Below are 25915 nucleotides of genomic sequence, written 5' to 3'. Positions count from 1 at the left end.
ATAACCAAAATGAAAAGAGGAGCAAAAGTTAAATTATTTTTTTTTATGAAAAAGTAGTTTAAGAGGGGTTCCTATTAAATTAAGACTTTGACGAAATTGATTTTTCAAAAACCTTTCATAAGAAAAATGAATATATTTAGGATTATTCACAAAACATAAAAACTCAGGAGCCTTACTTTTGGTTTGTACAATATATTGAAACTTAGCTTTGCCTTGATTAAAAAAAGTTGGAGGAGTAATTAAAACAGCTTCTTGCAAAATATTATTTAATTGATTAGTGCTAAAAATACTTTGATAATTGTGAAACACTAATTTTAAATTCATAAATATTTGCTGTACCCGATTAGCTTTTAAAGCTGATAAAAAAACAATAGGAGCATATGATAAAAACTGAAATTCTTGTCTAATCTGTTGTTCAAAATGTTTCATCGTATTAGTGTCTTTGGCAATTAAATCCCACTTATTGACAACAATTAAACATGCTTTGTGATGTTTTAAAATAAAACCAGCAATATTTTTATCTTGTTCTAAAATACCTGCCTGAGCATCAATAATTAAGCAAGCAATATCGGAATTAGCTAAAGAGCCTAAAGCTCTTAAAACACTATATTTATCTTCTTGTTCATATATTTTACCTCTTTTTTTAATTCCTGCAGTATCAATAATTTGATATTTTTGCCCTTCATTTTCAAAAAAAGTATCCACAGAATCAGTAGTAGTTCCTGCCAAATCAGAAACTACCATTCTTTGAGAAGTTAAAATAGTATTAGTAAGAGTTGATTTACCAACATTAGGTCTCCCAATAACACAAAACTTAATAACATTATCAAATGTACTTTTTAGTGTAGTTGATATAGAAGTTTGTTCACTTAAAGAGATCAAAGGGGGGTTTTTGCGGCAATGCCCAACAATATGATCTAAAAGGTCGCCAATACCAATTCCATGATGAGCACTAACAGGAAAGGGAGAACCAAAACCCAAAGCATAAAATTCATAAATATTAGATAATAAAGTTTGATTATCAATTTTATTAACAACTACAAACACAGGTTTTTGACTTTTATACAAAATTTTAGCTAAAAAATGATCACTTTGGGTTAAACCGGTTCGTCCATCAACTACAAAAAGAATAGCATTTGCTTCATCTAAAGCTAATTGAGCTTGTTGTTTGATTTGCTCTAAAAAAGGAATATCTTTAATTTCAATCCCACCGGTATCAATAACATCAAATGTTTGTGTTAACCATGTTGCTTGAGCATAAATACGATCACGAGTAATACCTGATTTGTGATGAGTAATAGCTTGTCTTTTGCCAACAAAACGATTAAAAAGACTAGATTTACCAACATTAGGACGCCCTAAAATAGCTATTTTAAAAGACATAAGGGGCTTCTTGAAGGCTTCTTTTTTTAATCAAAGAAGTTATTTTTAAAACTACTTCATTAACCGATAATTCAGTAGTATCTAATAAAACAGCATCGTTGGCCCTTATCAAAGGAGATAAGTGACGATGGTAATCTTGATGGTCGCGCTCTTTTAATTGTTCAATAATATCTTGTATTTCCATAATTTTACCTTTTTTCAGGGCTTCTTCTTGTTTTCTTAAAGCTCTTTTAGTAATATTGGCAGTTAGAAAAATTTTTAAATTCGCATCAGGAATAATAACAGTTCCTATGTCTCTGCCATCCATAATTAAATAAGGAGTTTTAGCACAAATTTCTTTTTGCAACACCAATAATTTATTTCTAACCGCAGGAATAGAAGCTATGGAAGATACTTTTTTTTCAACATCTAAGGTTTTAATTTTTAAAGAAACATCTTCTTGATTTAAAAAAATTTTATTATCACAATAAGAAATATCCATTTTTAACAAAGCTTGTTGCAATAATTTTTCATTTTTCAATGAAATTTTATTTTCTAACAAATACAAAGTCAAAGCACGAAACATAGCCCCTGTATCAATATGATCCCAACCTAATTTATAAGATAATTTTTGACTAATAGTGCTTTTACCAGCTCCTGCAGGACCATCAATTGCTAATTTAAAACTTTGCATATCAAACACTTACTCCTTATATAATCAATCTTTTCCAAGGTTATTTGGAAACTTGATTAGTTAAAACTTTTAATTTCTTAATTTCGTGAACCTTTAAAGGGCGATAGGCACCCATTGTTAACCCGTCAATAGTTAAAAAAGCATAACGATAACGTTTTAACTTTAAAACTTGATACCCTAAAGATGCTATCATTTTACGAATTTGTCGATTTTTCCCTTCAGTAATAACTATTTTTAACCAAGTTGATGGTTTCGGAAGACGACAGTTTTTCAAAAGACATACCTCTTGAACAGTGGCTAAATAATTATTATCAATCAGAATCCCTTTTTTAAAAACCAAAAGATCTTTTTTAGTTAAAAAAACATTAATTTTAACATGATATTCTTTAGGAACAGCAAAACAAGGATGGGTTAACTTTTGAGTCAAATCACCATCATTAGTAATTAAAAGTAAACCTGTAGTGTTAAAATCTAAACGACCTACAGGATATAATCTTTGGTTTTTAGCTTCTGCTAACAAATCTAAAACAGTTAATCTTTTTTTATTATCTTTAGCTGTGGAAAGATAACCCATTGGTTTATTAAGTAAATAATAAAAAAAAGCAATTTTAACAATAGGAGTATTGTCTAAAGTAATAACATCGGAAGAAAATACTTTAGCACCTAACTGGTCCACTATTTGATTATTAACTTTGACTCTTTTTTGCAAAATTAAAGCTTCTGCTTTTCTTCTTGAAGCAACGCCTGCTGCAGCTAAAACTTTTTGTAATCTCTCCATAAAAAATACCTAAAACCTTCTTTTGTTTGCGCAAAACAAACACTTAAACTAATTTAACAATTATTGCAACTAGCAATCAAAAATTAAAACAAATAACGCGGATAATATTTATTTTTGTCCAAAACATCATAATAAGCAATAAAGTTATTGTTGCTATCTTTTACTATAAAAGGTTTTTCTGTAATACGTTGTCTTTTATCTAAATAAACACCATTTTTAACTAATTTAATCAAATAATCATTTAAAACTATTTGATCATAATTTTTAAATAAAGAAGTGTCTGGAATACAATCATTTACTGTTAACTGTTCCAAAGTCTTAGCATTTTTTAATAAATAAGATCCAATAGCAACCCGTTGTAAAGACGAAAGAGCTCCATAAGTATCCATTTTTGAAGCTATATCTTGAGCTAAACTGCGAATATAAGTCCCTTTAGAAACGCGTGTTAAAAAAGATATTTGATTATGACAAAGAGGCGATGTAGCTTCTAAATGATGAATAATCACTTTTTTGAGAGGAAGCGCAATGGTTTTATTTTGCCGTGCTAAATGATACATTTTTTGACCATTAACTTTAATAGCTGAAAACATCGGAGGAATTTGATCATATGTTTGTTGATGAAAAGCTTTAAAAGATGTTTTGAGTAAATTTTCATCAATAACAACATTTTTTTCATCAATCAACTTACCTGTAACATCTAAAGTATCATATTTGCGATTAAAAAGAAAAGTTCCTTGATAAGTTTTACAAAGTTTATCAAACAAAAAAGTTAATTTAGTGGCTTTACCAACACAAACAATTAAAAGACCAGAAGCCAAAGGATCTAAAGTTCCTGTGTGTCCTGCTTTATTAACTTGAAATTTTTTTTTAATACGCCAAACTACATCATGCGAAGTCAAATTGATGTCTTTATGAACCAAAAAAACACCATTCATTTGACTAAGAGCGGGATTCGAAGCAAAAACCATTATTGATGAGTGTTTAAAAGATCTAATAACGATTTTTTGTCTAAAGAGCCCACTTGTCTTAATAATTCTTTTTTATTTTTATATAAAATTAAAGTAGGGAAGCTAGAAATTTGATGTTCTAATGTTAATTGCCTATAAGCGTCAATGTCTACTTTCACGAAAAGAACTTCTTTTTGTAAAACCGCCACTTCTTCTAAAATAGGAGCTAACTTTTGACACGGAGGGCACCAAGTAGCAAAAAAGTCAACAAGGACTAATTCTTTTTGATGAAGTAATTCCTTGAAATTTTCTCCTTGATAATTAATAACTTGATTTATTGGCATTTTATAAACTCCTTTTTTTATATACTACAATTTATTATAACTGAAAAAAATAATAAATTAATTAATAATTTAGATGTTGATTGGTAATTATTAATCAACAAAATAAAATTATAGTTTTACTTTAGAAAAAGCAAAGATTTTCATAACAATTTCACCAAAACAAAATACAAAAAAATATAATTTAATTAAACAACATTGAAGGAAGATAAAACAGTATCTAAATCTAAACGTTGAAATAAAATTTCATCTTGCATCAATTCTTGGGCATCAAGCAAACCAAAAGTACTTAAACTTTCAAAAGTAACAACTTGCGCCCTAATTTGAAACAAAATTTTATCAGCTGTTTGAGGCAAAAAAGGTTTTAATAAAACACCTAAAAACCTTAAACTTTCAAACAAAGAATATAAAACATAATCCAAAAGAGAAGCTTTTTCAGCAATTCTAAATAATTTCCAAGGCTCAACTAAATCAATATATTTATTAATAAAACGAGCTAATTGCATAATTTCTGCTAAAGCATCGCCAACCTTACATTCTGCCATTTTTTGACGCACTAAAGGAAGAATTAATAAAACTTTTGATGATAAATCAAAATCATCATTTTCACTAGGATTAATTAAAATTTTATTCAAATAATTTTGACGATAACTTTTTACCATTCCAAAAATTCTATGAACTAAATTACCAACCACATTAACTAAATCATTATTATGTCTTTCTACTAACAATTCATAAGTAATATTGCCATCTTGAGCATAAGGAATCTCATGTAAAACAAAATAACGAATCGAATCAACTGGAAAAATTTTTAATAAATCATCTACATATAAAACATTTCCTAAAGATTTAGACATTTTATTTTTATCAAATAAAACCCAAGGATGAGCTAAAAATTGTTTTGGCAATTCCATCTCAAGAGCCATCAATAAAATAGGCCAATAAATTAAATGAAATCTTAAAATATCTTTCCCAATAATATGAAGGTCACAAGGCCAATATTGCAATAGTGATTGATTAGAAGATAAATGAGGATTGTATTTTAAACCTGTTAAATAATTACTTAAAGCATCAATCCAAACATAAATAACATGTTTAGGATTAAAAGTAACATGAATACCCCATTGAAAAGAAGTTCTTGAAATAGATAAGTCGTTTAACGGTTCTTTTAATAAATTTAAAAGTTCTTTTCTTTGATTTTGAGGTTTAATTAAAGCAGGATTATTTTTTAAATATTGTAAAAGACGATCTTGATATTTAGAAAGTTTAAAAAAATACGTTTCTTCACTAATTAAAACTGGAGTTTCACCATTCAAAGTTTTTCCATCAATTAATTCTTTTTCCAAAACATAAGCTTCTTCTACGACCGAATATAAACCTTGATATTTACCTAAATAAATATCACCTTTTTGATATAATTTCTCAAAAATAGCTTGAACTGCTTTTTGATGTGATTGATCAGTAGTTTTCACAAATTGATCATAACTAATTTGCATTAAATCATAAATTCTTTTAATCTCTGAAGAAACATGATTAACATATTCTTGCGGTTTAATTCCTTGTTGCAAGGCTTTTTTTGCAATTTTTTGCCCATGTTCATCAGTTCCTGTTTGAAACAAAACATCATAACCATCTAAACGTTGAAATCGAGCAATCGCATCAGCTAAAATAATTTCATATACATTACCAATATGAGGAATACCTGAAGCATAAGCAATTGATGTAGTAAGATAAAATTTAAGTTGAGGTTTCATAAAGTTTATAAGCCTCCTTGATATAAACATAAATAGCGTTGCAAACTATTTAATTATTGTGATATTGACGATAAATTTCTTTTTTTGTAGTCTTTCTATCTTGAGCAACTTTAAGCAAAGCATCTTTTTGATTAAAACCTAATTTTAAATAAAACAAAACATGTTCAGTAACACTTAATAAAAGCAAATGTTGACAAGGATTTTGATTACCTTCCACTAAAAGAACATATTCACCTTTAATTATTAAAGGTTCTTTTAAAAGAGAAGCAAGATCGCCATTAATAATGGTTTCAAATTTTTTAGTTAATTCACGAGCTAAAGAAACTTTTCTATTGCCATAAAGTTGATAAATTAACAACAAAGTTTTTTGAATTCTATGAGGGGATTCATAAATAATAAGAGTTTCAGGGGCATATTGATATTTCAATAATTCTTTTTTTATAGTTTGAGTAAATCGAGATAAAAAAGATAAAAAGATAAAGGGAGTAGAAAGATTAGCTGTTACAAAAGCAGTTAAAAAAGCAGATACTCCAGGAATGGCTACAACATTAAAACCATGTTGTTGCACTATTTGAACTAAAGAAAAACCAGGATCACTAATTAAAGGAGTACCTGCATCGCTAACCAAAGCCAAAGATTTTCCTTGCGATAACAATTCTAAAATTCGAGGTAACCTTTTTTTTTGATTATACTCATAATAAGAAAGCAATGGTTTTTCAATTTGATAAAACTGCAAAAGTTTTTTAGCTGTTCTAGTATCTTCTGCTAAAATTAAAAAAACTTCTTTTAAGGTTGTTAAGGCTCTTAAGGTAATATCTGCTAAATTTCCTATTGGAGTTGCCACTAAATATAAAGTTGTCTTGTTATTAAAAAAACTTTTTTGATGAAATAACATGTTTTTACCTTATTTAAAATTAAGTTTGAAAAGTGAAATATGGAAGTGGTGATATTTAAATGTTAATTATTTATATAGAAATTAGTCTCAATATTTCTTTGTTCATCTAATTCCATTAAAAAACCAAAAAAAAGATTTTGAGGATTAACTAAAATATTCTTTTGATAATATTTTTGAATCATTGTTAATATCTTAATATTATCTTGCAAAGTTAAGTTTTGAAAGTTTTTTTTTAAAACAGGTTGTTGGATGAAATAAACTGATAGTTGAATTTTTTCATGCAATAAATCCAAAAACCATCTTAATAAAACTAACCAAAAATCATTCAAAAAACGAGTAAAATCTTGATTTAAAGAGGAAGGAAAGAGGAAGGAGGCGCAAGATGTTACTAAAGAAGTAGATTGTTGCCATTTTTTTAAAAAATATAACAAAAAATGTTTAAAATCATGATAATAATCGCTGGTACTTAATACATTTGGTTGTGAATAATTTTGATTTAATAAAGCAAGTAGTAATACATCAAAGAGATCCTCTTGGCGATTCACAACAGATGGTTTTATATGTGATTGATCAAAATGATTAATACTTATGGTTTGACAACGCGAAACAATAGTAGATAGCACTTGTTCTAAATTATCAGCCAATAAAAAACCAACAATATTGGGAGGAGTATTTTCTAAAAAATGCAATAAACTATTAGCCGCTGAAGAGGAAATTTTATCAATTGCTTCAATAACATAAATTCGTTGTTTCCCAAATAAAGATGTTTGATTAAATATTTTTTGAAATTGAAAAATTTGTTCTTTTTTCAAAGAATGATTATCTTTGCTTAAGTAATAAAAATTAGGATAGGATAGATCTAGTAAGGTTTGTTTATCAAAAACATGAGATTGATGATCTGCGCGCAATTGAAAAATTTGATAAGATAATTCTAAAACAAAATTCTTTCTTTGTTCTAAAGAGGAACCGGCAATTAAATAAAGATGTGAAAGTTTGTTATTTTTAATAATTTTTAAAAATTGATTTAACAAAGCTTGGAATTGCATAATAAATATTTCACTTTTTGATAAATGATAGCAAAAACTTTTTCTAAAGAACCAGAAGCGTTAACAGTAATAATGCGTTTAGACTCTTCTAAAGCTCTTTTTAAATACCCTTGACGAATTTTTTGATGAAATAACAAACTTTCTAAATCAAGACGATTTTGAAGATTCACTCCACGAAAACGAACTAATCTTTTCTTAGCTATTATAGGTTCTAAATCAAGATAAAAGGTAAGATGAGGTAAATATTGTAAAGCAAAACGATTAATTTGAGCAATATATTGATGACTTAATTGTCTGGCATATCCTTGATAAACAAAAGAAGAATCTAAATAACGATCACAAATAACAATGTTTTTCTTTTCAAAAGCAGGTATCATAACATGAGATAAATGTTCTATGCGGTCAGCAGCATACAACAAGGCTTCTGTTTCATAAGAAACTTTTGGCATTTTAGGGTTTAAAAGTGTTTCCCTAATAAAACTCAAGGGAGCATAACCTCCAGGTTCTTTAGTTAAAACAACCTGATAACCTTGTTGGGTTAATTTTTGAGTCAACATACGTGCTAAAGTAGTTTTTCCTGAAGCCTCGCCGCCTTCAAAAGAAATAAACATAACAATTATCCACTCTCCTTTTTTATTTTAATAAAAGATTTTTTTTAAAAACAACCCTTTAGCAGGTGCCAACAAAGTTGCTTTAATATGAGTTTGTCGCAATAACATAGCTTGGAAAAAGTCTAAAGACATCCTATTTTTACCAATTTCAATCAAACTCCCTACTAAAAAACGAACCATATACTTTAAAAAACCATCACCATGAAAAAACAAAATATATTGTTGTGCGGTTTCTTTCATAAAAGTATGAAAAATCGTTTTATAAAAGTTTTTAGATTGTTTTTCGTTAGTAAAAGAAGTAAAATCATGTTGCCCTTGGATTAAATGAAGGGGTAATTTAATTTTATCAAAATCAAGATCGGGGATAAAAACTTGAAAACGATAATTAAAAGCATTAAGCGGTTGTTTAGAAAAAAAATATTGATAAACTTTAGATTTTGCCAAATAACGAGCATGAAAGGTAGAAGATATAGTTTGCATGTTTTTGACTCTAATATCTTGTGGTAAAAGATGATTAAGTGTGTTTTTAAAACGTTTAGGTTCAATAAAAAAAGGGGTTTTAAAATGAACAATTTGTCCCCGAGCATGAACCCCTTTATCAGTTCTACTAGCTGCAAAAGTATCAATATTTTGGTGAGTCATTAATTTTAAAGCATTTTCTAATGTTTGTTGAATGGTAGTAACTTGAGGTTGTTTTTGATAGCCACAATAACAAGTACCATCATAACTTAAAATTAACTTATAGCAAAAATACTGCAAAAAGGCCTCCTTATTAAGGAATTCTAAGTTTTTAAATCACATTTAATTCGCTCATAAACTATAAAAAAGCTTTCTTAGTATTTAAGAAAGCCATTATTAAAAAAATAGATAAGATAAAGTTAAGTCAAGAAATAAAAAATCAAACAAAAGCAATAATTGCCATAGGTGCTCCATCGCCACGACGAGGAACTGTTTTAATAACCCTAGTATATCCACCTTGACAATTAACATATTGAGAAGCGATTTTTTGAAATAATTTTTGTAAAACAGTAGTTTCTTCGTTAATTTTTTCATCAAAAAGATGTCTTACGGCTTGACGTCTTGTGTGAAGAGTTCCTTTTTTGGCTAAGGTAACCATTTTATCAGCTAATTTTTGTAATTCTTTTGCTTTGGATTCAGTTGTAATAATTTGTTCTTGGATGATTAAATCAGTCATTAAAGTTCTTAATAAAGCTCTTCTTTGAGATTTATTGCGCCCTAATTTGCTAAAAGACATAATAATCTACATTCGTCCTTTCTAATTTGTATCTTTGTCTTCATCAAAACCGTGATGCAAAGCTTCTTTTAAATAATCATTAAATTCTAAACCATATTCTAAAAACTTATCTTTTAATTCTTGAAATGATTTACGACCTAAACTTTTCAGTTTGATCACTTCTTTTTCACTTAATTTTACTAAAGAAGCAACTGTATTAATGCCTGCTCTTTTCAAGCTATTAAAAAGTCTAACTGATAAATCTAATTGTTCGATTTCCAAATCAAGCACATAATTATGAGCTTCAGGTTTATTCTCGGTAATAAATTCTACTTGAGGTACTTTTTGACTTAATTCAACTATGAGGTTAAAATGCTCTACTAAAATTTTAGCTGCTGTTGCTAACGCTTCTTTAGCTAAAAGAGCTCCATTAGTAGTTATTTCCATAATTAATGCCTCTTTATTGCCTAATTTTTTTTCTACTTGATAAGCAACATTGACAACTGGAGTAAATAAAGAATCAATGGCGATAACACCTATTTGATTTTTACTATGAATTTTATTTTCTTTAGCGTTAACGTAACCAATTCCTTTTTTAATGGTAACTGTCATATGAAAGTTAATATCAGAAGAAATAGTGGCAATATGATGATCAGGGTTCACTACATAAACACCTGTAGGCAATTGAAAGGCTGCTGCTGTAACGCGTTGTGGTCCTGAAAGAGAAATTACTAATTTTTCTTCAAAATCATTAGATTCATCATCAACTTTGAAAACAATTTTTTTCAAATTTAAAATAATACTCATGACATCTTCATAAACGCCAGGAATAGTAGTAAATTCTTGTTCTACTCCCTCAATCTTAACATTAACAATAGCGGTTCCAGGTAAAGAAGATAATAAAATTCTTCTTAAAGGGTTGCCAAGAGTAATAACATAACCACTTGTTAAAGGTTGAATGATAAATTTACCAAAACAAAGACTTTCATCAATTTCTTCAATATAAAAAGGTTTCGTAAATTTAAGATTTTTCATAATCGCTCCTTAAAATTTCAAACAAAATTTGCTTATCCTCTAGGAAGTTTTGGAGATCGACACCCATTATGAGGGACTGCAGTAACATCTTTAATAGCAGTTATTTCTAATCCTGATGCTTGCAAAGAACGAATAGATGCTTCTCTCCCGGGTCCAGGTCCTGTCACAAAGGCTTCTACCTTAACCATTCCGTGTTCCATAGCTGCTTTTGCTACTGCTTCTGCGGCTAATTGAGCAGCAAAAGGTGTTGATTTACGACTACCTTTAAATCCTAAAGCTCCAGCACTACTCCAAGTAATAGCATTACCATGAAGATCTGTAATCGTTATAATAGTGTTATTATAGTTTGTGTGGATGTGTGCAATTCCCAAAGGAACATTTTTTTTAATTTTCCGTTTGGTATTTCTTTTTTTTGCCATTGCCTTTCTCCTTTGTTATTTTTTCTTACCAGCAATTGCTTTTGGCTTGCCTTTAACAGTATGAGCGTTATTTCTTGTTTTTTGGCCTCTTACAGGCAATCCTCTACGATGGCGCAATCCACGATAAGCGCCAATTTCCATCAAACGCTTAATATTTAAAGTAACTTCACGTCGAAGATCTCCTTCAACATTATACTTAGTAATTTCGCTACGTAAAGCCGATAATTGCTGTTCTGTTAAATTTTTAACTCTAATATTTTGATCAATATTTAATTCGGTTACAATTTTTTGAGATAATTTATTACCTAAACCATAAATGTAAGTCAAAGCAATTACTACTCTTTTGTCATTGGGAATATCTATTCCTGCAATTCGCGCCATAAAGATCTCCTTTTAATTTATCCTTGTCTTTGATTGTGTCGACGATTTTTTTTATTAATAACATAAACACGCCCTTTACGACGAACAATAATATCGTCTTCACTACGTTTTTTAACTGATGCTCTAACTTTCATATTTTTTCTCCTTACTTAAAACGATACGTTATACGAGCGATAGTTGGATCATATGGTGATAATTCAATTTTTACTTTAGCACCAGGTAAAATACGTATATGGTTGATACGTATTTTACCAGAAACATAAGCGGTGATCGTTTTTTTATTGGGAAGTTCTACTATAAATTTAGCATTAGGCAAAACTTTAACAATAATAGCTTCCATTTCAATAATATTGGTTTTTGACATTTAAAGAATTCCTTTAATTTGTTAATTTATTTTTGAACATTAAGCTAAAATTTCATATCCTGTAGCAGTAACTAAGATTGTATGTTCAAAATGAGCGCTCAAGCTTTTATCAATAGTGACAACAGTCCAATTATCAGCTAAAACTTGGACTTCTGGACTCCCTAATGTTAACATCGGTTCCACGCAAAAGGTCATCCCTTCTTGAAGAATAGGTCCTTGATGTGGTTCACCGAAATTAGGAATGTAAGGTTCTTCGTGCAAAGCTTTACCGATGCCATGTCCTGTAAAATCTTTAACAATCCCTAAATGATGTTGCTTGGCAAATGTTTGGATAGCATGGGAAATGTCAGAAAAATGATTATTCGGTTTAATTTGCACAAGACTTTGTAATAAAGCTGCTTGAGTCAAAGTAATAAGTTGTTGCACTTGAGAAGCGATGGAGCCAACAGCATAAGTATAAGCACAATCAGCATAATAACCTTGATAGCTAATCCCTAAGTCTACTGTCACAATATCTCCTGACTTTAACAAAAGATTGGGAGAGGGGATGCCGTGGACTACCACTTCATTAACAGAAGTACAAACATACTGAGGGAAACCATGATAACCTTTAAAAGCAGAAGTAACGCTATTTTGTTGATAAAATTCTTGCACTAATAAATTAATTTTATGAGTAGTTATACCCGGAACAATTAAAGAAGCAAGCATTTTATGAGCTTGTTGTAAAAGATTGCCTGCTTGGCGCATTAACATAATTTCATGAGGTTTTTTAATGGTAATCATTATTTTTTAATTTCCAAAACTTTTAAAATCATTTGAGTTACCTGATCAATGTTTTGCATCCCATCAACTTCAAAAAGTTGATTTTTTTGTCGATAATATTCAACTAAAGGCAAAGTTTCTTGATTAAAGACTTTTAAACGTTTTAAAAAAGTTTCTGGTTTATCATCTGTTCTTTGAATTAATGCTTTTTGATCTTTATCACAAACTCCTGGAACTTGAGGAGGGATATTGTTTAAGTGATAAACTTTACCACACAAAGGACATATTCTACGACCAATGATTCTATTCATCAAATCTTGAGTGCCAGCATTAAAATAAATAACTTTAGTTAAAAGTAAATGTGATTCTTGAAAAAAACGGTCTAAAAAACGCGCTTGAAACACATTTCTTGGAAAACCATCTAATAAAAAATCTTTAGACAGGGGTGTAGTTGATAAATAATTGGCAATCATTTGATTAGTGATATCATCAGGAACTAAAAGTCCTTGCGAAATAAAGCTTTTACTTGATACTCCTAATTGAGTTTTTTCTTTAAAATTCTTACGAAAAATATCACCTGTAGCAACATGATGAAGTTTTAAAGCATCTGATAAAACAGCAGCTTGGGTCCCTTTTCCAATTCCGGGAGGCCCTAATAATATTAATATCATGGTTCTTTTGCCTACCTTATTACAATAATTTTGCATATTCTTTTTTATTAGCAGTAGCCATAATACGTTGAATAGTTTCGATTGCAACACTAACGATAATTAGTAAACTAGTTCCTCCTAATTTCATTTGTTTCAATCCTAAAAATGTATCCATAAGATAAGGGATAGTAACAAGGGAAACAAAAAAAATAGTTCCTAGAGTAGTAATTTTAAACAAAAGAGAAGAAAGATAATTAGTTGTTTGTTCTCCAGGTCTTAAACCCGCAAGATAAGCATCTTGTTTTGATAAATGTTCTGAAATATCTTCAGGATTAACATTCATAAAAGCGGAAAAAAAGGAAAATACAACAATTAACACAATCTGAAGGGCAAAAGCAAAATTAATAATTTTAGGAGTATTAAAGTAATTTACCAAATATTTAAACGATTCATTTCCAATCACTTGTGCTAAAAATTGAAAAGGTTGTAATAAAGCTGATGTCAAAATTAAAGGCATTACTCCAGCAGTATTAATTTTGAAAGGAATATAGCTTTTTCCTCGTGTGTGAGCTTGATTGCGGGCATAATGAACTGGTATTTTTAAAGAAGTTGTTTGTACAACAACAGTTAAAATTAAAAATACAAGTAAAATAGATAAGACACCAGCGAATATAAGAAGCTTTTCAATGTTGTAATCGACTAAATACTTTTGATGCATTTCTTTTAAAGAGTCGATCAAATTACCACTCATAGATGCCATAATTAAAATGGAAGTTCCGTTACCAACTCCTTTAGAATTAATTAAATCTGAAAACCAAATTAAAAGGGCGCACCCAGCAGCTGCCATTAAAGCAATTAAAAAGCAATGAAGGGTAGAAATGGGTGGTAGCACAATCGAAAAGCTACGATTATACGCATTTAAGCTACGATTATACGCATTTAAATAACTAAAAGTTTGTCCGAAAACAAACAACATAGCTAAAACACGAGTTAGCAGATTAAGCTTACGTTTGCCCATTTGTCCTTGTTCTTTCCATTCGCGACAAAGGGGTAAAAGTTTTTGTAAAAACTGCACTACAATCGAAGCAGTAATATAAGGATAAATGCCTAATCCAAAGAGTTTCCAAAGTGGAGTTTTGCTAAATGGCATCCAAGGGAGACGTAGGACGTCAATTCCTTTAGGAATTAAAGGTAAATCGATATCACCACCTACTTTAAAAAGAAAAAGAATAAATAAAGTAAATAAGATTTGAAAAATAACTTTAGGGTTACCTAAAATTAATTTTAATTTCCCTTTCATTTTAAATAACCTCTATTTTTCCACCAACTGCTAAAATAGCTGCTTTAGCTTTACTAGAAAATTTAGAAGCTTGAACAACCAATCTTTTAGTTAAAATTCCTTGCGCAAGAACTTTAATACCACATAATGGATCTTTAATGATTTTTTGATTTACCAATAATTGAGGAGTAACCAAAGTGTCTTCTTCAAAGTTTTGCAAAGTTTTTAAATTCAAAAGAGCATATTTTTTGTGAAAAGGATTATGAAAGCCTCTTTTTGGAATTCTTTGAAAAAAAGGGATTTGACCGCCTTCAAAACCGGGTCGAAGAGTTTTACCAGAACGAGCTAATTGACCTTTATGCCCTTTACCCGAAGTTTTACCAGTGCCACTACCAGGACCACGACCTAAACGTTTAGTTGTTTTACGTGCCGCTTTAACAGGTTTGATGGTATGCAACATTATGCTTCCTCCTTAGTATTCAAAATTTTTTGAACTGAAATAAGATGACTAATGGTTTTAAGCATTCCATTGATGGCTGGAGTATCATCTTTTATTACTTGACTATTGATTTTTTTCAAACCTAAAGCATAAGCTGTTTTGATTTGATTATCACGACAAGTAATTAAACTTTTAATTAAAGTAATTTTTAGTTTCATCGTTCTTTTTTGGCTAAAGTAATTCCTCTTAATTTAGCCACTTCTTCTTTAGTTCTTAAACTTTGTAATCCATCCATTACAGCTCTTAACACATTAATAGAAGTGCGTGAGCCAAAAGTTTTAGTTAAGACATCATGAATACCGACTAGTTCTAAAATAGCTCTAGCAGCTGTTCCCCCGGCAACAATACCAGTTCCTTTAGAAGCGGGTTTTAAAAAAAATTTCGAAGCTCCAAAACGACCAATAGTATCATGAGGAATAGTAGTACCTACAAGAGGAATATGCATTAAATGTTTTTTAGCTTTAGCCGAAGCTTTTTTAATAGCGTCAACAATCTCTTGGGCTTTAGCAGTGGCAAATCCAATTTGACCTTTTTTATCGCCGACAGCAACTAAAACAGAGAAACGAAAACGGCGCCCACCTTTAACTACTTTAGTAATACGATTAATTTTAACGACTTTTTCCTCAAAAAGAGACGTCTTTTTAACAAATTCTTTTTTTATTGTTTTCATCTAGTTCTCTCCTTTAAAACTCTAGTCCAGAATGACGACAAGCTTCAGCTAAAGCCTTGATTTTGCCATGATACAAATAGCCAGAGCGATCAAAAACAATATTCTTAATGCCTTGGGCTAAAGCTTTTTTAGCGATCAAAGTGCCAACTGCTTGAGCCGCTTTAATATTAGCACCAGAAATACTAGTTTCTTTACTGTGGACACTACATAAAGTGTTTTGCGCATGGTCATCAATTAATTGAACATAAATAAATTTATTCGATCTAAAAATATTTAAACGCGGTCGTTGTTGGCTTCCTATAACAATTTTTCGTAGACGCAAATGACGTTTTTTACGTAACACATTTGAAGATTGTTTAGTTATCATAACTTAATTGTTAGTCCTTTCTGGTTTTTTTAGCACTTTTACCTGCTTTTTGACGAACATATTGCCCCACATAACGGATTCCTTTGCCTTTATAAGGTTCTGGTTTACGTAATTTTACGTTTTTAGCAGCGAATTCACCAACAAGTTGTTTATCAATGCCTTTGATCACGATTTCTGTATTTTGATTAACGGCAACTTCAAGATTATCAGGAATAGTAACACTGACAGTATGAGAGAAACCTAAAGATAAAATAAGTTGTTTATCTTTAATTTGAGCACGATAAGCTAACCCAATAATTTTTAAAGTTTTTTGAAAACCTTTACTTACGCCTTCCACCATGTTGGCTAATAAAGCTCTGGTAGTACCATGAATTTTTTTCATAAAAATATCATCATTAGGACGAGCAACTGTAACAACTTGATTTTCATTAGTAATTTTTAATCTACGATTAAATTGGTATGATAATTGACCTTTTGGACCTTTTACTGAGATAAGATTATTATCTTGAATGTCCATTGTAACCGCATCAGGGATTGCAATTACTTTATTTCCTACGCGAGACATAAATTTTCTCCTTTAATTGTTTTTACCAAACATAAGCTAAAACTTCGCCGCCAATTTGGGAAAAACGAGCTTGAGCATCGGTTAAAATTCCTTTAGAAGTAGAAACCAAAGCTATTCCTAGACCATTTAATACTTTAGGTAATTGTTCAGCTGATGCATAAACTCTTAATCCTGGTTTCGAAACTCTTTTTAAACCTTTAATAACTTTTTCTTTATTGGAAGCATATTTTAAACTAACAATTATTTCTCGAGATAACTGAGGTAAATAAAAATCTTTAATAAAACCTTCTTTTTTTAAAACTGATAAAATTTCTAATTTTAACTTTGAAGCAGGAATTAACACTTTTAAATGCGACATTTGATTAGCGTTGCGAATCCGTGTTAACATATCTGCAATAGGATCAGTCATAACCATGTTTTAGTCTCCTTTTTACCAACTAGTTTTTTTAACGCCAGGTAACTTTCCTTCATGAGCTAACTGTCTAAAATTAATTCTGGAAATGCCAAATTTACGAATATATCCTCGAGGACGACCATCAATAGAATCTCTATTTTTTAAACGAACAGGAGATGCTTTGACAGGTATCTTAGATAAGGCAGCATAATCAGCTTTTTTTTTAAGTTCTAAACGCAATGCAGCATATTTCAAAACTAATTCTCGTTGTTTTTTATCTTTTGCAATTTTTGATTTTTTAGCCATAAATAATCTTTCCTTTAGTTTTTAAACGGCATGCCATAAAGTTCTAAAAGCTTTTTGGCTTGAACGTTATTTTTAGCAGTAGTGACAATAATAATGTCCATACCACGAATTTTTTTAACTTTATCAATATTGATCTCTGGGAAAACTATTTGTTCTTTTAGTCCTAAGGCATAATTGCCACGACCATCAAAAGATTTTCCAGAAATACCTCTAAAATCTCTTACACGAGGGAAAACAAGGGAAGTCAATTTATATAAAAAAGCTTCTTTACGAGCTCCTCTTAAAGTAACTTTAACTCCAACAGGCATGCCTTCACGTAATTTAAAATTGGAAATAGATTTTTTAGCTTTAGTAACAACAGGGCTTTGTCCAGTTAATAATTTTACTTCTTCCACAACTTCATCAATTACTTTACTGTTGGAAATAGCATCGCCAACCCCTATATTAACCACAATTTTATCTATTTTAGGGACTTGCATTACTGATTTATAGTTAAATGTTTTCATTAAGGTAGCAGTTATATTAGCGTAGTCTAATGGGAATAAGTTATTTTCTTTTTTCATTTAATAAAGCTCTCCTTAATTTGAATCATTTAGCGTAGTGTTTGATTTTTTAGCATAACGAACTTTTTTTCCTGATTCCAAACGAATTCCTATTTTAGTAGGAGTTTGAGTAGAAGGATCAATTAAAGCTACATTAGAAATATGAATGGGGGCTTCTCGTTTAACAATAGTACCTTTATCTTGATCTTGAGCAGGTGGTTGATGTTTGGTTTTAATGTTCACACCTTCAACAAGAATTTTTTGAGTTTCAGCAAAAATTTTAATAACTTTGCCTGTTTTAATTTTTTTCTTACCTGTTTCATCCATATAATAACGATCTTTACCAGATAAAATAGCTACGGTTTCGCCTACTTTAATATGCATATAAGATACTCCTTATAAAACTAATTGGGCTAAAGAAACTATTTTAGAAAATTTCTTATCGCTCAATTCTCGAACTACTGGTCCAAAAATGCGGGTACCAATGATACTTAAATCTTCTTTTAAAAGAACTAAGGCATTATCGTCAAATTTAATATAAGAACCATTTTGACGCCTTAACCCTTTTTTTGAACGTACAATAACGCCTTTTAAAACATCGTGTTTTTTGACTGTACCAGATCCTGATTTAACAGTTACTACTACAACATCGCCGATGTTTGCATAACGACGTCCAGTCCCTCCTAAAATACCAATAACTAGGACTTCTTTAGCGCCACTGTTATCAGCCACAACTAAACGGCTTTCTCGTTGAATCATCTCAATTTCTCCTTAATTTAGTCTCTTTGAATGAGAAAGAATTTTGAATAATCGAAATTTTTTAGTTTTAGATAAAGCTCGTGTTTCCATGAAGTTAACTAAATCACCTATTTTAGCTGATTGGTTTTCATCATGAACATGGAATTTTTTCGATTGTTTCACTCTTTTGCCATATAAAGGATCTTTTTTATAAATGTCAACAACAACAGTAATAGTTTTTTGCATTTTATCAGAAACTACTTTTCCAACAAAAGTTTTTCTAAAATTGCGTTTCATTATTTATCCTCCTTGTTGATATTAACTTCTTGTATAGTTTGTTTAGTTTCTTCTGGTTTACTATCTTGTTGTTTACTATTTTCAGAAGAAGCAAGATTAACTTCTTGTTTTGCCAAAGAATCATCATTTGAAGTTGAAGTTGAAACAACATTATCTAAAGAAATTTTTAAAGTTTTTTTTGAAGGTTTAGATGGTTGAATTAGATTTGCATTTGAAGTTATTTTTTTTTGTGTAAGAATAGTTTTAATACGAGCAATGCTTTTTTTTAATTTACGAATTTGAGCAGTATTAGTTAGTTTTCCTAAAGCTAATTGAAAACGCAAATCAAAAAGTTCTCGGTGTAAAACAACTACTTTGTTTTCTAATTCTTCAGAGTTCATTTTTAAAATTTCTCGCATTTTCATAATTCTGCACCTTTTTTAACAATTTTGGTTTTAATTGGTAATTTGTGAGAAGCCAATCTTAAAGCTTCTACTTCTGTTTTTTCAGAATTAGAGGTGTCTTTAACTTCGAATAAAATTTTGCCAATTTTAACAACAGCTACCCATTCTTCAGGAGAACCTTTTCCTGATCCCATTCGAACTTCAAGTGGTTTTTTAGTCAAAGATAAATGAGGGAAAATATTAATCCAAACTTTTCCTGTTCTTTTCATATAACGTGTCATAGCTATTCTGGCAGCTTCAATTTGTTTGTTAGTAATGAAAGCCCCTTCTTTAGCAATTAAAGCATAATTACCATTAACAATGATGTTTTTACCTTTTGCTTTTCCCTCAAAACTAACACGATGAGGACGACGATATTTAGTTCTTTTTGGCATTAACATTTTTAGAGCCTCCTTTAAAATAACGAGAAGGGCGTTTATTATTTTTGTTGTTAGAAGAAACAAAAGGTTTTCTAGTATCTAAAATAGTTTGGCCCGGTAAAACTTCACCATGAAAAATCCACACTTTAACCCCCAAAACACCATAAGTAGTATGAGCTTGTAAAGAAGCATAATCAATATCTGCTCTTAAAGTATGTAGAGGGACTCTTCCTTCGGAATTGCCTTCACTACGAGCTATTTCAACACCATTTAAACGCCCAGAAACTAAAGTTTTAATTCCTTTAACACCTGCTTTAAGGGCTTTTTGAATAGCCATTTTTTGAACACGTCGGAAATTCATACGATTTTCTAATTGTTCAGCTATATTTTGAGCTATTAATAAAGCTATTTTTTCAGAATTTTTAACTTCTAAAATATTTAAATCGACGTCTTTTTGAGTTAATTCTTTTAATTTAGCCACCATTTTATTACGTGTTTCACCGTCTCTACCAATAATAATACCTGGTTTGGCTGTATGAATATGGATTTTAATGCGGTTTTTAGTTTTTTCTTTTAAGCGTTGGATTTCAATTTGACTAATCGCACTTTTTTTGCTAAAATTATTAATTAATTCGCGGATTAAATAATCTTCTTTGATTAAAGCAGGAATTTCTTTATCTTGAACAAACCATTGAGAATCCCAAGTTCTAATAATCCCTAATCTTAAACCATTAGGATTGATTTTCTGACCCATCTTGTCCCTCCTTTAGTATTTGTTCATTTCTTAAAGCCACTACTAAAGTAATATGGCTAGTTCTTTTTTTAATCATATCGCCAGAACCTTTAGCTCGCGGGAACATACGTTTTAAGCGTAAGCCTTCGTTAACAAAAACTTCTTTAACATAAAGTTGTTCATGATGTAATTTTAAATTATTAGTAGCATTAGCAACTGCGCTGTTTAAAAGTTTTAAAATAACGGGAGCAGCTACTTTTGGAGTAAAAGTTAAAATAGCTTGAGCTTGAGCAATGTTTTTACCTCTAATTAAATCAATGACTAAACGTGCTTTACGAGGAGCAATCGAAACTTTAGATGCAATCGCTTTAGCCGTTTTGGTTTCCGTTTCCATAGTCCATTCTTTTCCTTCCCCTTATTTTGCTTGGGTTTGCTTTATTTTACTTTTTTTGGCCTTTTTTATTATCTTTTTTATCATGTCCGCGATAAGTACGAGTAGGAGCAAATTCTCCTAATTTATGTCCTACCATATTTTCAGTAATATAGACAGGAATATGTTCACGACCATTATAAACAGCAATTTTGTGACCAACAAAGATAGGTGTAATAGTAGAACTGCGCGACCAAGTTTGAATCACTTTTTTATTTTTTAAATTTCGTTGTTTTTCTATTTTAGCTAATAAATGACTAGCTACAATAGGACCTTTTTTGATTGAACGTGGCATTTATAACCTCCCAATTATTTTGTACGTCGTCTAATAATTAAAACATTAGAAGTTTTTTTACGATTACGAGTTTTAATTCCGCGAGCTTTTTTGCCCCAAGGAGTCATTGGTGATTTGCGTCCAATAGGAGCTCTACCTTCTCCTCCGCCGTGTGGATGATCATTAGGATTCATTGCTGATCCTCTAACAGTAGGTCTGATTCCTAAAAAACGTTTCTTTCCAGCTTTACCATAATTAATTAGTTTATAAGATTCATTTCCAATTGCACCAATAGTAGCGCGGCAAGCATCAAGCACTTTACGAACTTCACTTGATTGTAAACGTAATAAAACATATTTACCTTCGCGACCAATAATTTGAACCGAAGAACCAGCACTACGCGCTATTTGGCCGCCTTTACCTGGTTTTAATTCAATATTGTGAACAGTTGTTCCTACTGGGATATTGATTAAAGGGAGGCAATTACCAACTTTAATATCAGCATCTTTCCCAGAAACAATTTGCATGGATACAGTTAAGCCTTTAGGAGCTAAAATATATCTTTTTTCACCGTCAAGATAATGAATTAAAGCAATATTGGCACTACGATTAGGATCATATTCAATAGTAGCAACTTTACCAATAATATTATCTTTATTTCTTTTAAAATCAATTAAACGGTATTTTCTTTTAACGCCACCGCCCCGATGTCTGACTGTTATTTTACCTTGATTATTACGTCCTGATTGATTTTTATAAGCTACTAATAAACTTTTTTCCGGTGTTTGAGTGGTTATTTCTGAAAAAGCAGAAACACTCATATTACGAGTTCCGTTAGTAGTAGGGTTGTATTTTTTAATCGCCATGATTATTTACCTTCCTTTTAACTGTTTTTATTCGTTTGATAGAATTGGAATTTTTTGCCCGGAAGCTACTTTAACAATAGCTTTTTTATAACCTGAAGTGTAACCTTCAAATTTCCCTTTTCTTTTAAAACGAGGAAGGACGTTTCTCGTATTCACTGAAACTACTTTAACTGAAAAAATATGTTCTAAAGCTTTTTTAATTTCAATTTTATTAGCTGTTTTTGATACTTTAAAAGTATATTTATTTTGTCTTTCAATTAATTTATTAGTTAATTCAGTGATAATTGGAGTTTTAATTAAAGTATAATATTGATTCATTTTTTAAAAGTCTCCTCAAAATAGGTAACAGCATCAGCAGTTAAAACTAAATGTTTACAATTAAGCATTTGATAGACACTAGTATGAGATGCTTTTTCTAATGTAACATAAGGTAGATTACGAGAAGCAAGCATTAATTGTTCTGTCATCTTAGTCACAATAATTAAAGTTTTAGCTTGTATTTTTAAAGTTTTTAAAATTTGAGCTAAATCTTTAGTTTTATTAGTTGCTAAATTAAAATCATCAATTACCATTAATTGTTTTTGTTGTGCTTGCAAAGATAAAGCAGATTTGATGGCTAAATGAGATACTTTTTGATTAATTTTAACAGAATAATCACGTGGAGAAGGACCAAAAGCAACACCACCACCACGCCATAAAGGTGAACGAATAGAGCCATGACGAGCACGACCGGTTCCTTTTTGTTTCCAAGGTTTTTTGCCACCACCAGCAACTAAAGCGCGAGTTTTAGTAGCATGTGTTCCTTGACGCATCGCTGCTCTTTGAGCATTAACAACATCATATAAAACCTGTTGATGAGGTTTAATATCAAAAACACTACTTTCTAAAACTTTGGTCGCAACAAGATCGCCTTTTTGATTGATAATATTATATTTTGGCATGCGCTTCTCCCTTTATTATTTTTTTAACAGCAGTTTTAATGACAACAAAACCTTTATTTGGTCCTGGAACATTGCCTTTAATTAAAAATAAATTTTTACTTTGATTAACATCCACAATCATTAAATTTTGAATAGTAACAGTTTCATGTCCCATTTGTCCTGGTAATTTCTTACCTTTTAATTTCCCTTTAATAGGACCCATGGATCCAGGACGACGATGATAACGAGAACCATGGCTTTCAGGACCACGACTTTGATTATGTCTTTTAATCGAACCGGAAAAACCTTTACCTTTAGAAGTACCTGTGACATCAACTAAATCACCAGCTTTAAAAGAGGGGCTCACTGTTTCTCCCACCGCTAATTGAGTTAGGGGTGAATTGATATCTTTAAAAATAATTTCTTTAATGAAGCGCTTAGGAGCCGTATGAGCTTTTTTAAAATGACCTAATAACTGTTTGGTTGTATTCTTTTCTCTTTTAGGATCATAACCAATTTGAGTAGCTTGATACCCATCAGTTTCATTGTTTTTTTGTTGCAAAACAACATTTGATGCAACATCTATAATAGTAACTGGAATTAACACACCTTGTTCGTTAAAAATTTGTGTCATTCCTATTTTTTTTCCTAAGATTCCTTGAGCCATTCTCTTCCTCTTTTCTTCTTTTCTATCTTTTTTATTTTTTTAATTATTGTTTATCTTTTCTATTTATTGTTAATAATTATTTTTTTAACAAAATATCGATTGCAGGTGGCAAACTAATATGCATTAAAGATTCAATAGTTTTATTATTAGGATTAATAATTTGAATTAAGCGTTTATGAGTGTGGCGTTCAAATTGTTCTCTGGAATCTTTGTTAACAAAAGGAGAACGCAAAACAGTAAAAACTTCTTTTTTAGTAGGCAGGGGGATAGGGCCTTCAATTTGAACTCCTGTTTTAATAACGATATCAATTATTTTTTTAGCTGCTTGATCAATTAAATGATGATCATAAGCTCTTAAAAGTATCTTGACAATTTCTTTTTCTTTTTTGTTCACTAATGTGCTCCTTTTAATATCTATTTTTCTAATCTCTTTAGACAACTGATATTGGTGTTTAGTTTTTTAATCAAAAAATTAAAGCAAAAGAACAACAAAAAATAAGGGTAAAAAGGGATAACTATTGTTTTCCTAAGTTTATGCTTATTATTTTTATTTATTATTTTCACTTATGAAAGGTTAATTGATTAAATTCTTTATATCTTTAAAATACTAATTATTTTTAACTAATTTATTATTATCTAAAATTAGCTTACCTTTATAATAACCGCTATTTTTAGTTACTCGATGAGATAGGGTATAATTATTTGTTTGTTTACAAACAACTAAAGCAGGATTACCCAATTTATAATGAGTACGTCTTTTTCTTTTTGCCGTTTTTCCGGTTCGTCTAAAAGGAACAGCCATGTTTGAATCCTTTCTTTTTTTATTTTTATTATTTTATTAGCTTGTTTAATAAATACTTAAAAACTATTAAAAAATTGAGGCAAGATATAAGCTTAAAAAATTAATAAAAATGAAAAATTAATTTTAAACCTAAAAATATTTTAACTTAAAAAAGTTATTTTGTCAACCTTTAAAGATAATTAAAAATATAATACTGTACTTAAAATAAATTTCAAGTACAGCATGACTTAGTGTATTGCTTCTTATTGTAATGTATTGAAAACAAATTTTACCTACAATTAATAGCCAAAATATGTAGCTCAACTTTTCGCTGTACTTAATCTACAAAAGATTTCACCTTTTACACATTAAGCAACCCCCAACAATCAAATGTGAAAAAAATGATTTTTTTCACATTAACGATTTGGGGGCTCAATTGGAAATAATAATAATATTTATATTAAAATTATTATTATAAATCAAATCCTGCGTCTTTTAATTCTCTATCTATCTTGCTACTTTTAATTCTTTAACGCTGTATGTTAGCGATTACTTCCTAAACTGTTGTTGGGTTTTTTGGATTAAATTGAGTTAGTTCGTTGTTTCCGATTTTTGAGTATGAATTAACTCCATCAGGGATATCTTTGTCAGCGTAACCAGAAAATAAGAGTATAGATTTCAGCTTTATCTTTTCGTCTCTCTTTGTTTTTGGACTCTCTGGGGTACCCCAAAGTATGCCTTTTTCATAAGCTTGCTTAAACGCGTTATTTTCAGCTTTAAATTCTACTTCTACATAAATCTCATTTGATCTATGTTGTGATACGAGTTGAGAATCATTCCTGTCTCCCTTATATTCTTTACTTAACAAACATAATTTATCTGTTGTGGAATTTCCTTTTCCTAAACCAACTTCTTCCCAATTTTTATTATAAAAATTAAGTTTACTAAAACGAAAATAATTTGTGGGGTTGTCAACTGCATTGTTGTCGCCTTTTATAACTTGTGTTCCAGGGTTATCCTTAGGGTTTACTTTAAGATAAAGGGATTGTAATGGAGCAGCATCTTTTAAAGCCACTCGGTAATATTTCTTAACTACTCCATCATTTTTTAATTTGTTGGTTTTCAAGGCTTTATGAATAATATGAAAATCATTATCATCCCCCGATAATAATTCTGCTGATGGTTTTTCTTCTGTCTCATATGCAAGGTCTAGGTATTTTGCTCTTTGTTCTTGCAAAACATTTATATCTTTAATCTCGTCAATTATAAAATTTTCTTCATTGAATTGTTCAAATGACATCGACAATTCAGGAGCTCCTAATTCCAAAGCAACTTCTTTTATTTTTTCAAATCTTTTCAGAGCCTCAATACCAGCCCAAAATAAAACTGTTAAAGGAGTAAATAGCAAAAATAAAGTAAAAATCTTTTTAATGCTAAGACAATTGTTAACAATAAATTTCTTTTTTTTATGACTCATATTTTTCAATTTTTCCTTTTTTGTTATCTTTATTA

Annotated in this window: 41 protein-coding genes and 1 pseudogene; all 42 read right to left on the bottom strand. The window is 30.0% G+C overall.

Going from position 1 to position 25915, the window contains the following annotated elements; all coding sequences use genetic code 11:
* Positions 1-33: 33 nt before the first annotated feature.
* The 42 genes and pseudogenes from der to CHTY_RS00085 all read right to left on the bottom strand — a co-directional run bounded on the left by der (position 34) and on the right by CHTY_RS00085 (position 25880).
* Positions 34-1383 (bottom strand): ribosome biogenesis GTPase Der, encoded by a 1350-nt coding sequence (gene der, locus CHTY_RS00290; RefSeq protein ID WP_203551952.1) that lies wholly within the window; start codon positions 1381-1383, stop codon positions 34-36.
* Positions 1373-2056, bottom strand: a complete 684-nt coding sequence (gene cmk, locus CHTY_RS00285; RefSeq protein ID WP_203551951.1) for a (d)CMP kinase — start codon at positions 2054-2056, stop codon at positions 1373-1375. The genes der and cmk overlap by 11 nt, the downstream gene beginning before the upstream one ends.
* Before the next feature lie 40 nt (positions 2057-2096).
* Positions 2097-2834 (bottom strand): pseudouridine synthase, encoded by a 738-nt coding sequence (locus CHTY_RS00280; protein ID WP_203551950.1) that lies wholly within the window; start codon positions 2832-2834, stop codon positions 2097-2099.
* Between the two features lie 83 nt (positions 2835-2917).
* Entirely contained in the window at positions 2918-3769 is an 852-nt protein-coding gene (truB, locus tag CHTY_RS00275) for a tRNA pseudouridine(55) synthase TruB (RefSeq protein WP_203552023.1), read from the bottom strand.
* 32 nt (positions 3770-3801) lie between these two features.
* The gene (gene trxA / locus CHTY_RS00270) at positions 3802-4125 is read right to left on the bottom strand and encodes a thioredoxin (RefSeq protein WP_203551949.1); all 324 of its coding nucleotides are present in this window, start codon (positions 4123-4125) and stop codon (positions 3802-3804) included.
* A gap of 185 nt (positions 4126-4310) precedes the next feature.
* Complete coding sequence (gene metG / locus CHTY_RS00265; protein WP_203551948.1) at positions 4311-5876, bottom strand: methionine--tRNA ligase; 1566 nt, start codon at positions 5874-5876, stop codon at positions 4311-4313.
* Positions 5877-5925: 49 nt separating this feature from the next.
* Positions 5926-6771 (bottom strand): 16S rRNA (cytidine(1402)-2'-O)-methyltransferase, encoded by an 846-nt coding sequence (gene rsmI, locus CHTY_RS00260; RefSeq protein WP_203551947.1) that lies wholly within the window; start codon positions 6769-6771, stop codon positions 5926-5928.
* 62 nt (positions 6772-6833) lie between these two features.
* Complete coding sequence (locus CHTY_RS00255; protein WP_203551946.1) at positions 6834-7817, bottom strand: DNA polymerase III subunit delta'; 984 nt, start codon at positions 7815-7817, stop codon at positions 6834-6836.
* Complete coding sequence (tmk, locus tag CHTY_RS00250; RefSeq protein ID WP_203551945.1) at positions 7796-8428, bottom strand: dTMP kinase; 633 nt, start codon at positions 8426-8428, stop codon at positions 7796-7798. The genes CHTY_RS00255 and tmk overlap by 22 nt, the downstream gene beginning before the upstream one ends.
* Before the next feature lie 27 nt (positions 8429-8455).
* Positions 8456-9187 (bottom strand): tRNA pseudouridine(38-40) synthase TruA, encoded by a 732-nt coding sequence (truA, locus tag CHTY_RS00245; RefSeq protein ID WP_203551944.1) that lies wholly within the window; start codon positions 9185-9187, stop codon positions 8456-8458.
* Between the two features lie 139 nt (positions 9188-9326).
* Entirely contained in the window at positions 9327-9683 is a 357-nt protein-coding gene (gene rplQ / locus CHTY_RS00240) for a 50S ribosomal protein L17 (RefSeq protein ID WP_203551943.1), read from the bottom strand.
* A gap of 21 nt (positions 9684-9704) precedes the next feature.
* A complete protein-coding gene (locus CHTY_RS00235; protein ID WP_203551942.1) occupies positions 9705-10697 on the bottom strand; it encodes a DNA-directed RNA polymerase subunit alpha in 993 nt (330 codons plus the stop codon).
* 32 nt (positions 10698-10729) lie between these two features.
* Entirely contained in the window at positions 10730-11116 is a 387-nt protein-coding gene (rpsK, locus tag CHTY_RS00230) for a 30S ribosomal protein S11 (protein ID WP_203551941.1), read from the bottom strand.
* A gap of 15 nt (positions 11117-11131) precedes the next feature.
* Entirely contained in the window at positions 11132-11497 is a 366-nt protein-coding gene (gene rpsM, locus CHTY_RS00225) for a 30S ribosomal protein S13 (protein ID WP_203551940.1), read from the bottom strand.
* Positions 11498-11514: 17 nt separating this feature from the next.
* Positions 11515-11631 (bottom strand): 50S ribosomal protein L36, encoded by a 117-nt coding sequence (gene rpmJ, locus CHTY_RS00220; RefSeq protein WP_203551939.1) that lies wholly within the window; start codon positions 11629-11631, stop codon positions 11515-11517.
* An 11-nt stretch (positions 11632-11642) separates the two neighbouring features.
* On the bottom strand, positions 11643-11861 hold the full coding sequence (infA, locus tag CHTY_RS00215) for a translation initiation factor IF-1 (RefSeq protein ID WP_203551938.1): 219 nt from the start codon (positions 11859-11861) through the stop codon (positions 11643-11645).
* Positions 11862-11900: 39 nt separating this feature from the next.
* Positions 11901-12644, bottom strand: coding sequence for a type I methionyl aminopeptidase (gene map, locus CHTY_RS00210; RefSeq protein WP_203551937.1), 744 nt, complete (start codon positions 12642-12644; stop codon positions 11901-11903).
* Positions 12644-13294 (bottom strand): adenylate kinase, encoded by a 651-nt coding sequence (locus CHTY_RS00205; protein WP_203551936.1) that lies wholly within the window; start codon positions 13292-13294, stop codon positions 12644-12646. Before CHTY_RS00205 ends, map begins: the two co-directional genes overlap by 1 nt.
* Before the next feature lie 19 nt (positions 13295-13313).
* Positions 13314-14573: a preprotein translocase subunit SecY gene (gene secY, locus CHTY_RS00200; RefSeq protein WP_203551935.1), complete on the bottom strand. Its 1260-nt coding sequence runs from the start codon at positions 14571-14573 to the stop codon at positions 13314-13316.
* A 1-nt stretch (position 14574) separates the two neighbouring features.
* Complete coding sequence (gene rplO, locus CHTY_RS00195; RefSeq protein WP_203551934.1) at positions 14575-15012, bottom strand: 50S ribosomal protein L15; 438 nt, start codon at positions 15010-15012, stop codon at positions 14575-14577.
* On the bottom strand, positions 15012-15209 hold the full coding sequence (gene rpmD, locus CHTY_RS00190; RefSeq protein WP_203551933.1) for a 50S ribosomal protein L30: 198 nt from the start codon (positions 15207-15209) through the stop codon (positions 15012-15014). The genes rplO and rpmD overlap by 1 nt, the downstream gene beginning before the upstream one ends.
* Positions 15206-15721: a 30S ribosomal protein S5 gene (rpsE, locus tag CHTY_RS00185; protein WP_203551932.1), complete on the bottom strand. Its 516-nt coding sequence runs from the start codon at positions 15719-15721 to the stop codon at positions 15206-15208. The genes rpmD and rpsE overlap by 4 nt, the downstream gene beginning before the upstream one ends.
* A gap of 13 nt (positions 15722-15734) precedes the next feature.
* Entirely contained in the window at positions 15735-16088 is a 354-nt protein-coding gene (gene rplR, locus CHTY_RS00180) for a 50S ribosomal protein L18 (RefSeq protein ID WP_203551931.1), read from the bottom strand.
* 10 nt (positions 16089-16098) lie between these two features.
* On the bottom strand, positions 16099-16653 hold the full coding sequence (gene rplF / locus CHTY_RS00175; RefSeq protein ID WP_203551930.1) for a 50S ribosomal protein L6: 555 nt from the start codon (positions 16651-16653) through the stop codon (positions 16099-16101).
* Between the two features lie 22 nt (positions 16654-16675).
* Entirely contained in the window at positions 16676-17068 is a 393-nt protein-coding gene (gene rpsH, locus CHTY_RS00170) for a 30S ribosomal protein S8 (RefSeq protein WP_203551929.1), read from the bottom strand.
* A gap of 15 nt (positions 17069-17083) precedes the next feature.
* Positions 17084-17353 carry a 30S ribosomal protein S14 gene (rpsN, locus tag CHTY_RS00165; protein ID WP_203551928.1) on the bottom strand — a complete coding sequence of 90 codons (270 nt, stop codon included), beginning with the start codon at positions 17351-17353 and terminating at the stop codon, positions 17084-17086.
* 14 nt (positions 17354-17367) lie between these two features.
* Positions 17368-17916, bottom strand: a complete 549-nt coding sequence (rplE, locus tag CHTY_RS00160; RefSeq protein ID WP_203551927.1) for a 50S ribosomal protein L5 — start codon at positions 17914-17916, stop codon at positions 17368-17370.
* A gap of 15 nt (positions 17917-17931) precedes the next feature.
* On the bottom strand, positions 17932-18279 hold the full coding sequence (gene rplX / locus CHTY_RS00155) for a 50S ribosomal protein L24 (RefSeq protein WP_203551926.1): 348 nt from the start codon (positions 18277-18279) through the stop codon (positions 17932-17934).
* 12 nt (positions 18280-18291) lie between these two features.
* Entirely contained in the window at positions 18292-18654 is a 363-nt protein-coding gene (gene rplN / locus CHTY_RS00150) for a 50S ribosomal protein L14 (protein ID WP_203551925.1), read from the bottom strand.
* Positions 18655-18666: 12 nt separating this feature from the next.
* A complete protein-coding gene (gene rpsQ, locus CHTY_RS00145; RefSeq protein WP_246454043.1) occupies positions 18667-18930 on the bottom strand; it encodes a 30S ribosomal protein S17 in 264 nt (87 codons plus the stop codon).
* 209 nt (positions 18931-19139) lie between these two features.
* A pseudogene (rpmC, locus tag CHTY_RS03570) lies at positions 19140-19334 on the bottom strand (50S ribosomal protein L29); the annotation flags it as partial.
* On the bottom strand, positions 19331-19753 hold the full coding sequence (gene rplP / locus CHTY_RS00135; RefSeq protein ID WP_203551924.1) for a 50S ribosomal protein L16: 423 nt from the start codon (positions 19751-19753) through the stop codon (positions 19331-19333). The gene rplP and the pseudogene rpmC, both read right to left, overlap by 4 nt.
* Complete coding sequence (rpsC, locus tag CHTY_RS00130) at positions 19731-20486, bottom strand: 30S ribosomal protein S3 (RefSeq protein WP_203551923.1); 756 nt, start codon at positions 20484-20486, stop codon at positions 19731-19733. Before rpsC ends, rplP begins: the two co-directional genes overlap by 23 nt.
* A complete protein-coding gene (gene rplV, locus CHTY_RS00125; RefSeq protein ID WP_203551922.1) occupies positions 20464-20859 on the bottom strand; it encodes a 50S ribosomal protein L22 in 396 nt (131 codons plus the stop codon). Before rplV ends, rpsC begins: the two co-directional genes overlap by 23 nt.
* Positions 20860-20905: 46 nt before the next feature.
* Positions 20906-21190 (bottom strand): 30S ribosomal protein S19, encoded by a 285-nt coding sequence (rpsS, locus tag CHTY_RS00120; protein WP_203551921.1) that lies wholly within the window; start codon positions 21188-21190, stop codon positions 20906-20908.
* Positions 21191-21204: 14 nt separating this feature from the next.
* On the bottom strand, positions 21205-22035 hold the full coding sequence (gene rplB, locus CHTY_RS00115; protein WP_203551920.1) for a 50S ribosomal protein L2: 831 nt from the start codon (positions 22033-22035) through the stop codon (positions 21205-21207).
* Positions 22036-22062: 27 nt separating this feature from the next.
* The gene (rplW, locus tag CHTY_RS00110) at positions 22063-22353 is read right to left on the bottom strand and encodes a 50S ribosomal protein L23 (protein ID WP_203551919.1); all 291 of its coding nucleotides are present in this window, start codon (positions 22351-22353) and stop codon (positions 22063-22065) included.
* Entirely contained in the window at positions 22350-22976 is a 627-nt protein-coding gene (rplD, locus tag CHTY_RS00105) for a 50S ribosomal protein L4 (RefSeq protein WP_203551918.1), read from the bottom strand. The genes rplW and rplD overlap by 4 nt, the downstream gene beginning before the upstream one ends.
* Positions 22963-23622 (bottom strand): 50S ribosomal protein L3, encoded by a 660-nt coding sequence (gene rplC / locus CHTY_RS00100; RefSeq protein ID WP_203551917.1) that lies wholly within the window; start codon positions 23620-23622, stop codon positions 22963-22965. Before rplC ends, rplD begins: the two co-directional genes overlap by 14 nt.
* A 76-nt stretch (positions 23623-23698) precedes the next feature.
* Positions 23699-24016 (bottom strand): 30S ribosomal protein S10, encoded by a 318-nt coding sequence (gene rpsJ, locus CHTY_RS00095; RefSeq protein WP_203551916.1) that lies wholly within the window; start codon positions 24014-24016, stop codon positions 23699-23701.
* Positions 24017-24229: 213 nt separating this feature from the next.
* Positions 24230-24424: a 50S ribosomal protein L32 gene (gene rpmF, locus CHTY_RS00090; protein ID WP_203551915.1), complete on the bottom strand. Its 195-nt coding sequence runs from the start codon at positions 24422-24424 to the stop codon at positions 24230-24232.
* Positions 24425-24959: 535 nt separating this feature from the next.
* Entirely contained in the window at positions 24960-25880 is a 921-nt protein-coding gene (locus CHTY_RS00085) for a hypothetical protein (protein WP_203551914.1), read from the bottom strand.
* Positions 25881-25915: the final 35 nt, after the last annotated feature.

Source organism: Candidatus Phytoplasma meliae (genome assembly GCF_016876135.2).
Note: the sequence above shows the minus strand (reverse complement) of the source record. Positions and strands in the feature narration are given on the sequence as shown.

What these genes read in the sequence shown, in the direction of transcription:
- rplC (WP_203551917.1), bottom strand. Translation starts at nt 23,622, where the DNA reads ATGGCTCAAGGAATCTTAGGAAAAAAAATAGGAATGACACAAATTTTT.
- der (WP_203551952.1), bottom strand. Translation starts at nt 1,383, where the DNA reads ATGTCTTTTAAAATAGCTATTTTAGGGCGTCCTAATGTTGGTAAATCT.
- rsmI (WP_203551947.1), bottom strand. Translation starts at nt 6,771, where the DNA reads ATGTTATTTCATCAAAAAAGTTTTTTTAATAACAAGACAACTTTATAT.
- metG (WP_203551948.1), bottom strand. Translation starts at nt 5,876, where the DNA reads ATGAAACCTCAACTTAAATTTTATCTTACTACATCAATTGCTTATGCT.
- rplD (WP_203551918.1), bottom strand. Translation starts at nt 22,976, where the DNA reads ATGCCAAAATATAATATTATCAATCAAAAAGGCGATCTTGTTGCGACC.
- infA (WP_203551938.1), bottom strand. Translation starts at nt 11,861, where the DNA reads ATGTCAAAAACCAATATTATTGAAATGGAAGCTATTATTGTTAAAGTT.
- rplQ (WP_203551943.1), bottom strand. Translation starts at nt 9,683, where the DNA reads ATGTCTTTTAGCAAATTAGGGCGCAATAAATCTCAAAGAAGAGCTTTA.
- rpsK (WP_203551941.1), bottom strand. Translation starts at nt 11,116, where the DNA reads ATGGCAAAAAAAAGAAATACCAAACGGAAAATTAAAAAAAATGTTCCT.
- trxA (WP_203551949.1), bottom strand. Translation starts at nt 4,125, where the DNA reads ATGCCAATAAATCAAGTTATTAATTATCAAGGAGAAAATTTCAAGGAA.
- CHTY_RS00255 (WP_203551946.1), bottom strand. Translation starts at nt 7,817, where the DNA reads ATGCAATTCCAAGCTTTGTTAAATCAATTTTTAAAAATTATTAAAAAT.
- rpsN (WP_203551928.1), bottom strand. Translation starts at nt 17,353, where the DNA reads ATGGCTAAAAAATCAAAAATTGCAAAAGATAAAAAACAACGAGAATTA.
- secY (WP_203551935.1), bottom strand. Translation starts at nt 14,573, where the DNA reads ATGAAAGGGAAATTAAAATTAATTTTAGGTAACCCTAAAGTTATTTTT.
- rpmF (WP_203551915.1), bottom strand. Translation starts at nt 24,424, where the DNA reads ATGGCTGTTCCTTTTAGACGAACCGGAAAAACGGCAAAAAGAAAAAGA.
- rpsH (WP_203551929.1), bottom strand. Translation starts at nt 17,068, where the DNA reads ATGGTTATGACTGATCCTATTGCAGATATGTTAACACGGATTCGCAAC.
- rpmD (WP_203551933.1), bottom strand. Translation starts at nt 15,209, where the DNA reads ATGAAACTAAAAATTACTTTAATTAAAAGTTTAATTACTTGTCGTGAT.
- rplB (WP_203551920.1), bottom strand. Translation starts at nt 22,035, where the DNA reads ATGGCGATTAAAAAATACAACCCTACTACTAACGGAACTCGTAATATG.
- rplX (WP_203551926.1), bottom strand. Translation starts at nt 18,279, where the DNA reads ATGCATATTAAAGTAGGCGAAACCGTAGCTATTTTATCTGGTAAAGAT.
- CHTY_RS00280 (WP_203551950.1), bottom strand. Translation starts at nt 2,834, where the DNA reads ATGGAGAGATTACAAAAAGTTTTAGCTGCAGCAGGCGTTGCTTCAAGA.
- cmk (WP_203551951.1), bottom strand. Translation starts at nt 2,056, where the DNA reads ATGCAAAGTTTTAAATTAGCAATTGATGGTCCTGCAGGAGCTGGTAAA.
- rpsQ (WP_246454043.1), bottom strand. Translation starts at nt 18,930, where the DNA reads ATGAAACGCAATTTTAGAAAAACTTTTGTTGGAAAAGTAGTTTCTGAT.
- truB (WP_203552023.1), bottom strand. Translation starts at nt 3,769, where the DNA reads ATGAATGGTGTTTTTTTGGTTCATAAAGACATCAATTTGACTTCGCAT.
- CHTY_RS00235 (WP_203551942.1), bottom strand. Translation starts at nt 10,697, where the DNA reads ATGAAAAATCTTAAATTTACGAAACCTTTTTATATTGAAGAAATTGAT.
- rplF (WP_203551930.1), bottom strand. Translation starts at nt 16,653, where the DNA reads ATGTCTCGCGTAGGAAATAAAGTAATTGCAATCCCTGATGCGGTTACA.
- tmk (WP_203551945.1), bottom strand. Translation starts at nt 8,428, where the DNA reads ATGTTTATTTCTTTTGAAGGCGGCGAGGCTTCAGGAAAAACTACTTTA.
- rplN (WP_203551925.1), bottom strand. Translation starts at nt 18,654, where the DNA reads ATGATTCAACGAGAAAGCCGTTTAGTTGTGGCTGATAACAGTGGCGCT.
- rplR (WP_203551931.1), bottom strand. Translation starts at nt 16,088, where the DNA reads ATGATAACTAAACAATCTTCAAATGTGTTACGTAAAAAACGTCATTTG.
- rpsC (WP_203551923.1), bottom strand. Translation starts at nt 20,486, where the DNA reads ATGGGTCAGAAAATCAATCCTAATGGTTTAAGATTAGGGATTATTAGA.
- rpmJ (WP_203551939.1), bottom strand. Translation starts at nt 11,631, where the DNA reads ATGAAAGTTAGAGCATCAGTTAAAAAACGTAGTGAAGACGATATTATT.
- rplP (WP_203551924.1), bottom strand. Translation starts at nt 19,753, where the DNA reads ATGTTAATGCCAAAAAGAACTAAATATCGTCGTCCTCATCGTGTTAGT.
- rpsM (WP_203551940.1), bottom strand. Translation starts at nt 11,497, where the DNA reads ATGGCGCGAATTGCAGGAATAGATATTCCCAATGACAAAAGAGTAGTA.
- rplV (WP_203551922.1), bottom strand. Translation starts at nt 20,859, where the DNA reads ATGGAAACGGAAACCAAAACGGCTAAAGCGATTGCATCTAAAGTTTCG.
- rpsS (WP_203551921.1), bottom strand. Translation starts at nt 21,190, where the DNA reads ATGCCACGTTCAATCAAAAAAGGTCCTATTGTAGCTAGTCATTTATTA.
- CHTY_RS00205 (WP_203551936.1), bottom strand. Translation starts at nt 13,294, where the DNA reads ATGATATTAATATTATTAGGGCCTCCCGGAATTGGAAAAGGGACCCAA.
- rplE (WP_203551927.1), bottom strand. Translation starts at nt 17,916, where the DNA reads ATGAAAAAAGAAAATAACTTATTCCCATTAGACTACGCTAATATAACT.
- rplO (WP_203551934.1), bottom strand. Translation starts at nt 15,012, where the DNA reads ATGTTGCATACCATCAAACCTGTTAAAGCGGCACGTAAAACAACTAAA.
- map (WP_203551937.1), bottom strand. Translation starts at nt 12,644, where the DNA reads ATGATTACCATTAAAAAACCTCATGAAATTATGTTAATGCGCCAAGCA.
- rpsE (WP_203551932.1), bottom strand. Translation starts at nt 15,721, where the DNA reads ATGAAAACAATAAAAAAAGAATTTGTTAAAAAGACGTCTCTTTTTGAG.
- CHTY_RS00085 (WP_203551914.1), bottom strand. Translation starts at nt 25,880, where the DNA reads ATGAGTCATAAAAAAAAGAAATTTATTGTTAACAATTGTCTTAGCATT.
- rplW (WP_203551919.1), bottom strand. Translation starts at nt 22,353, where the DNA reads ATGAATCAATATTATACTTTAATTAAAACTCCAATTATCACTGAATTA.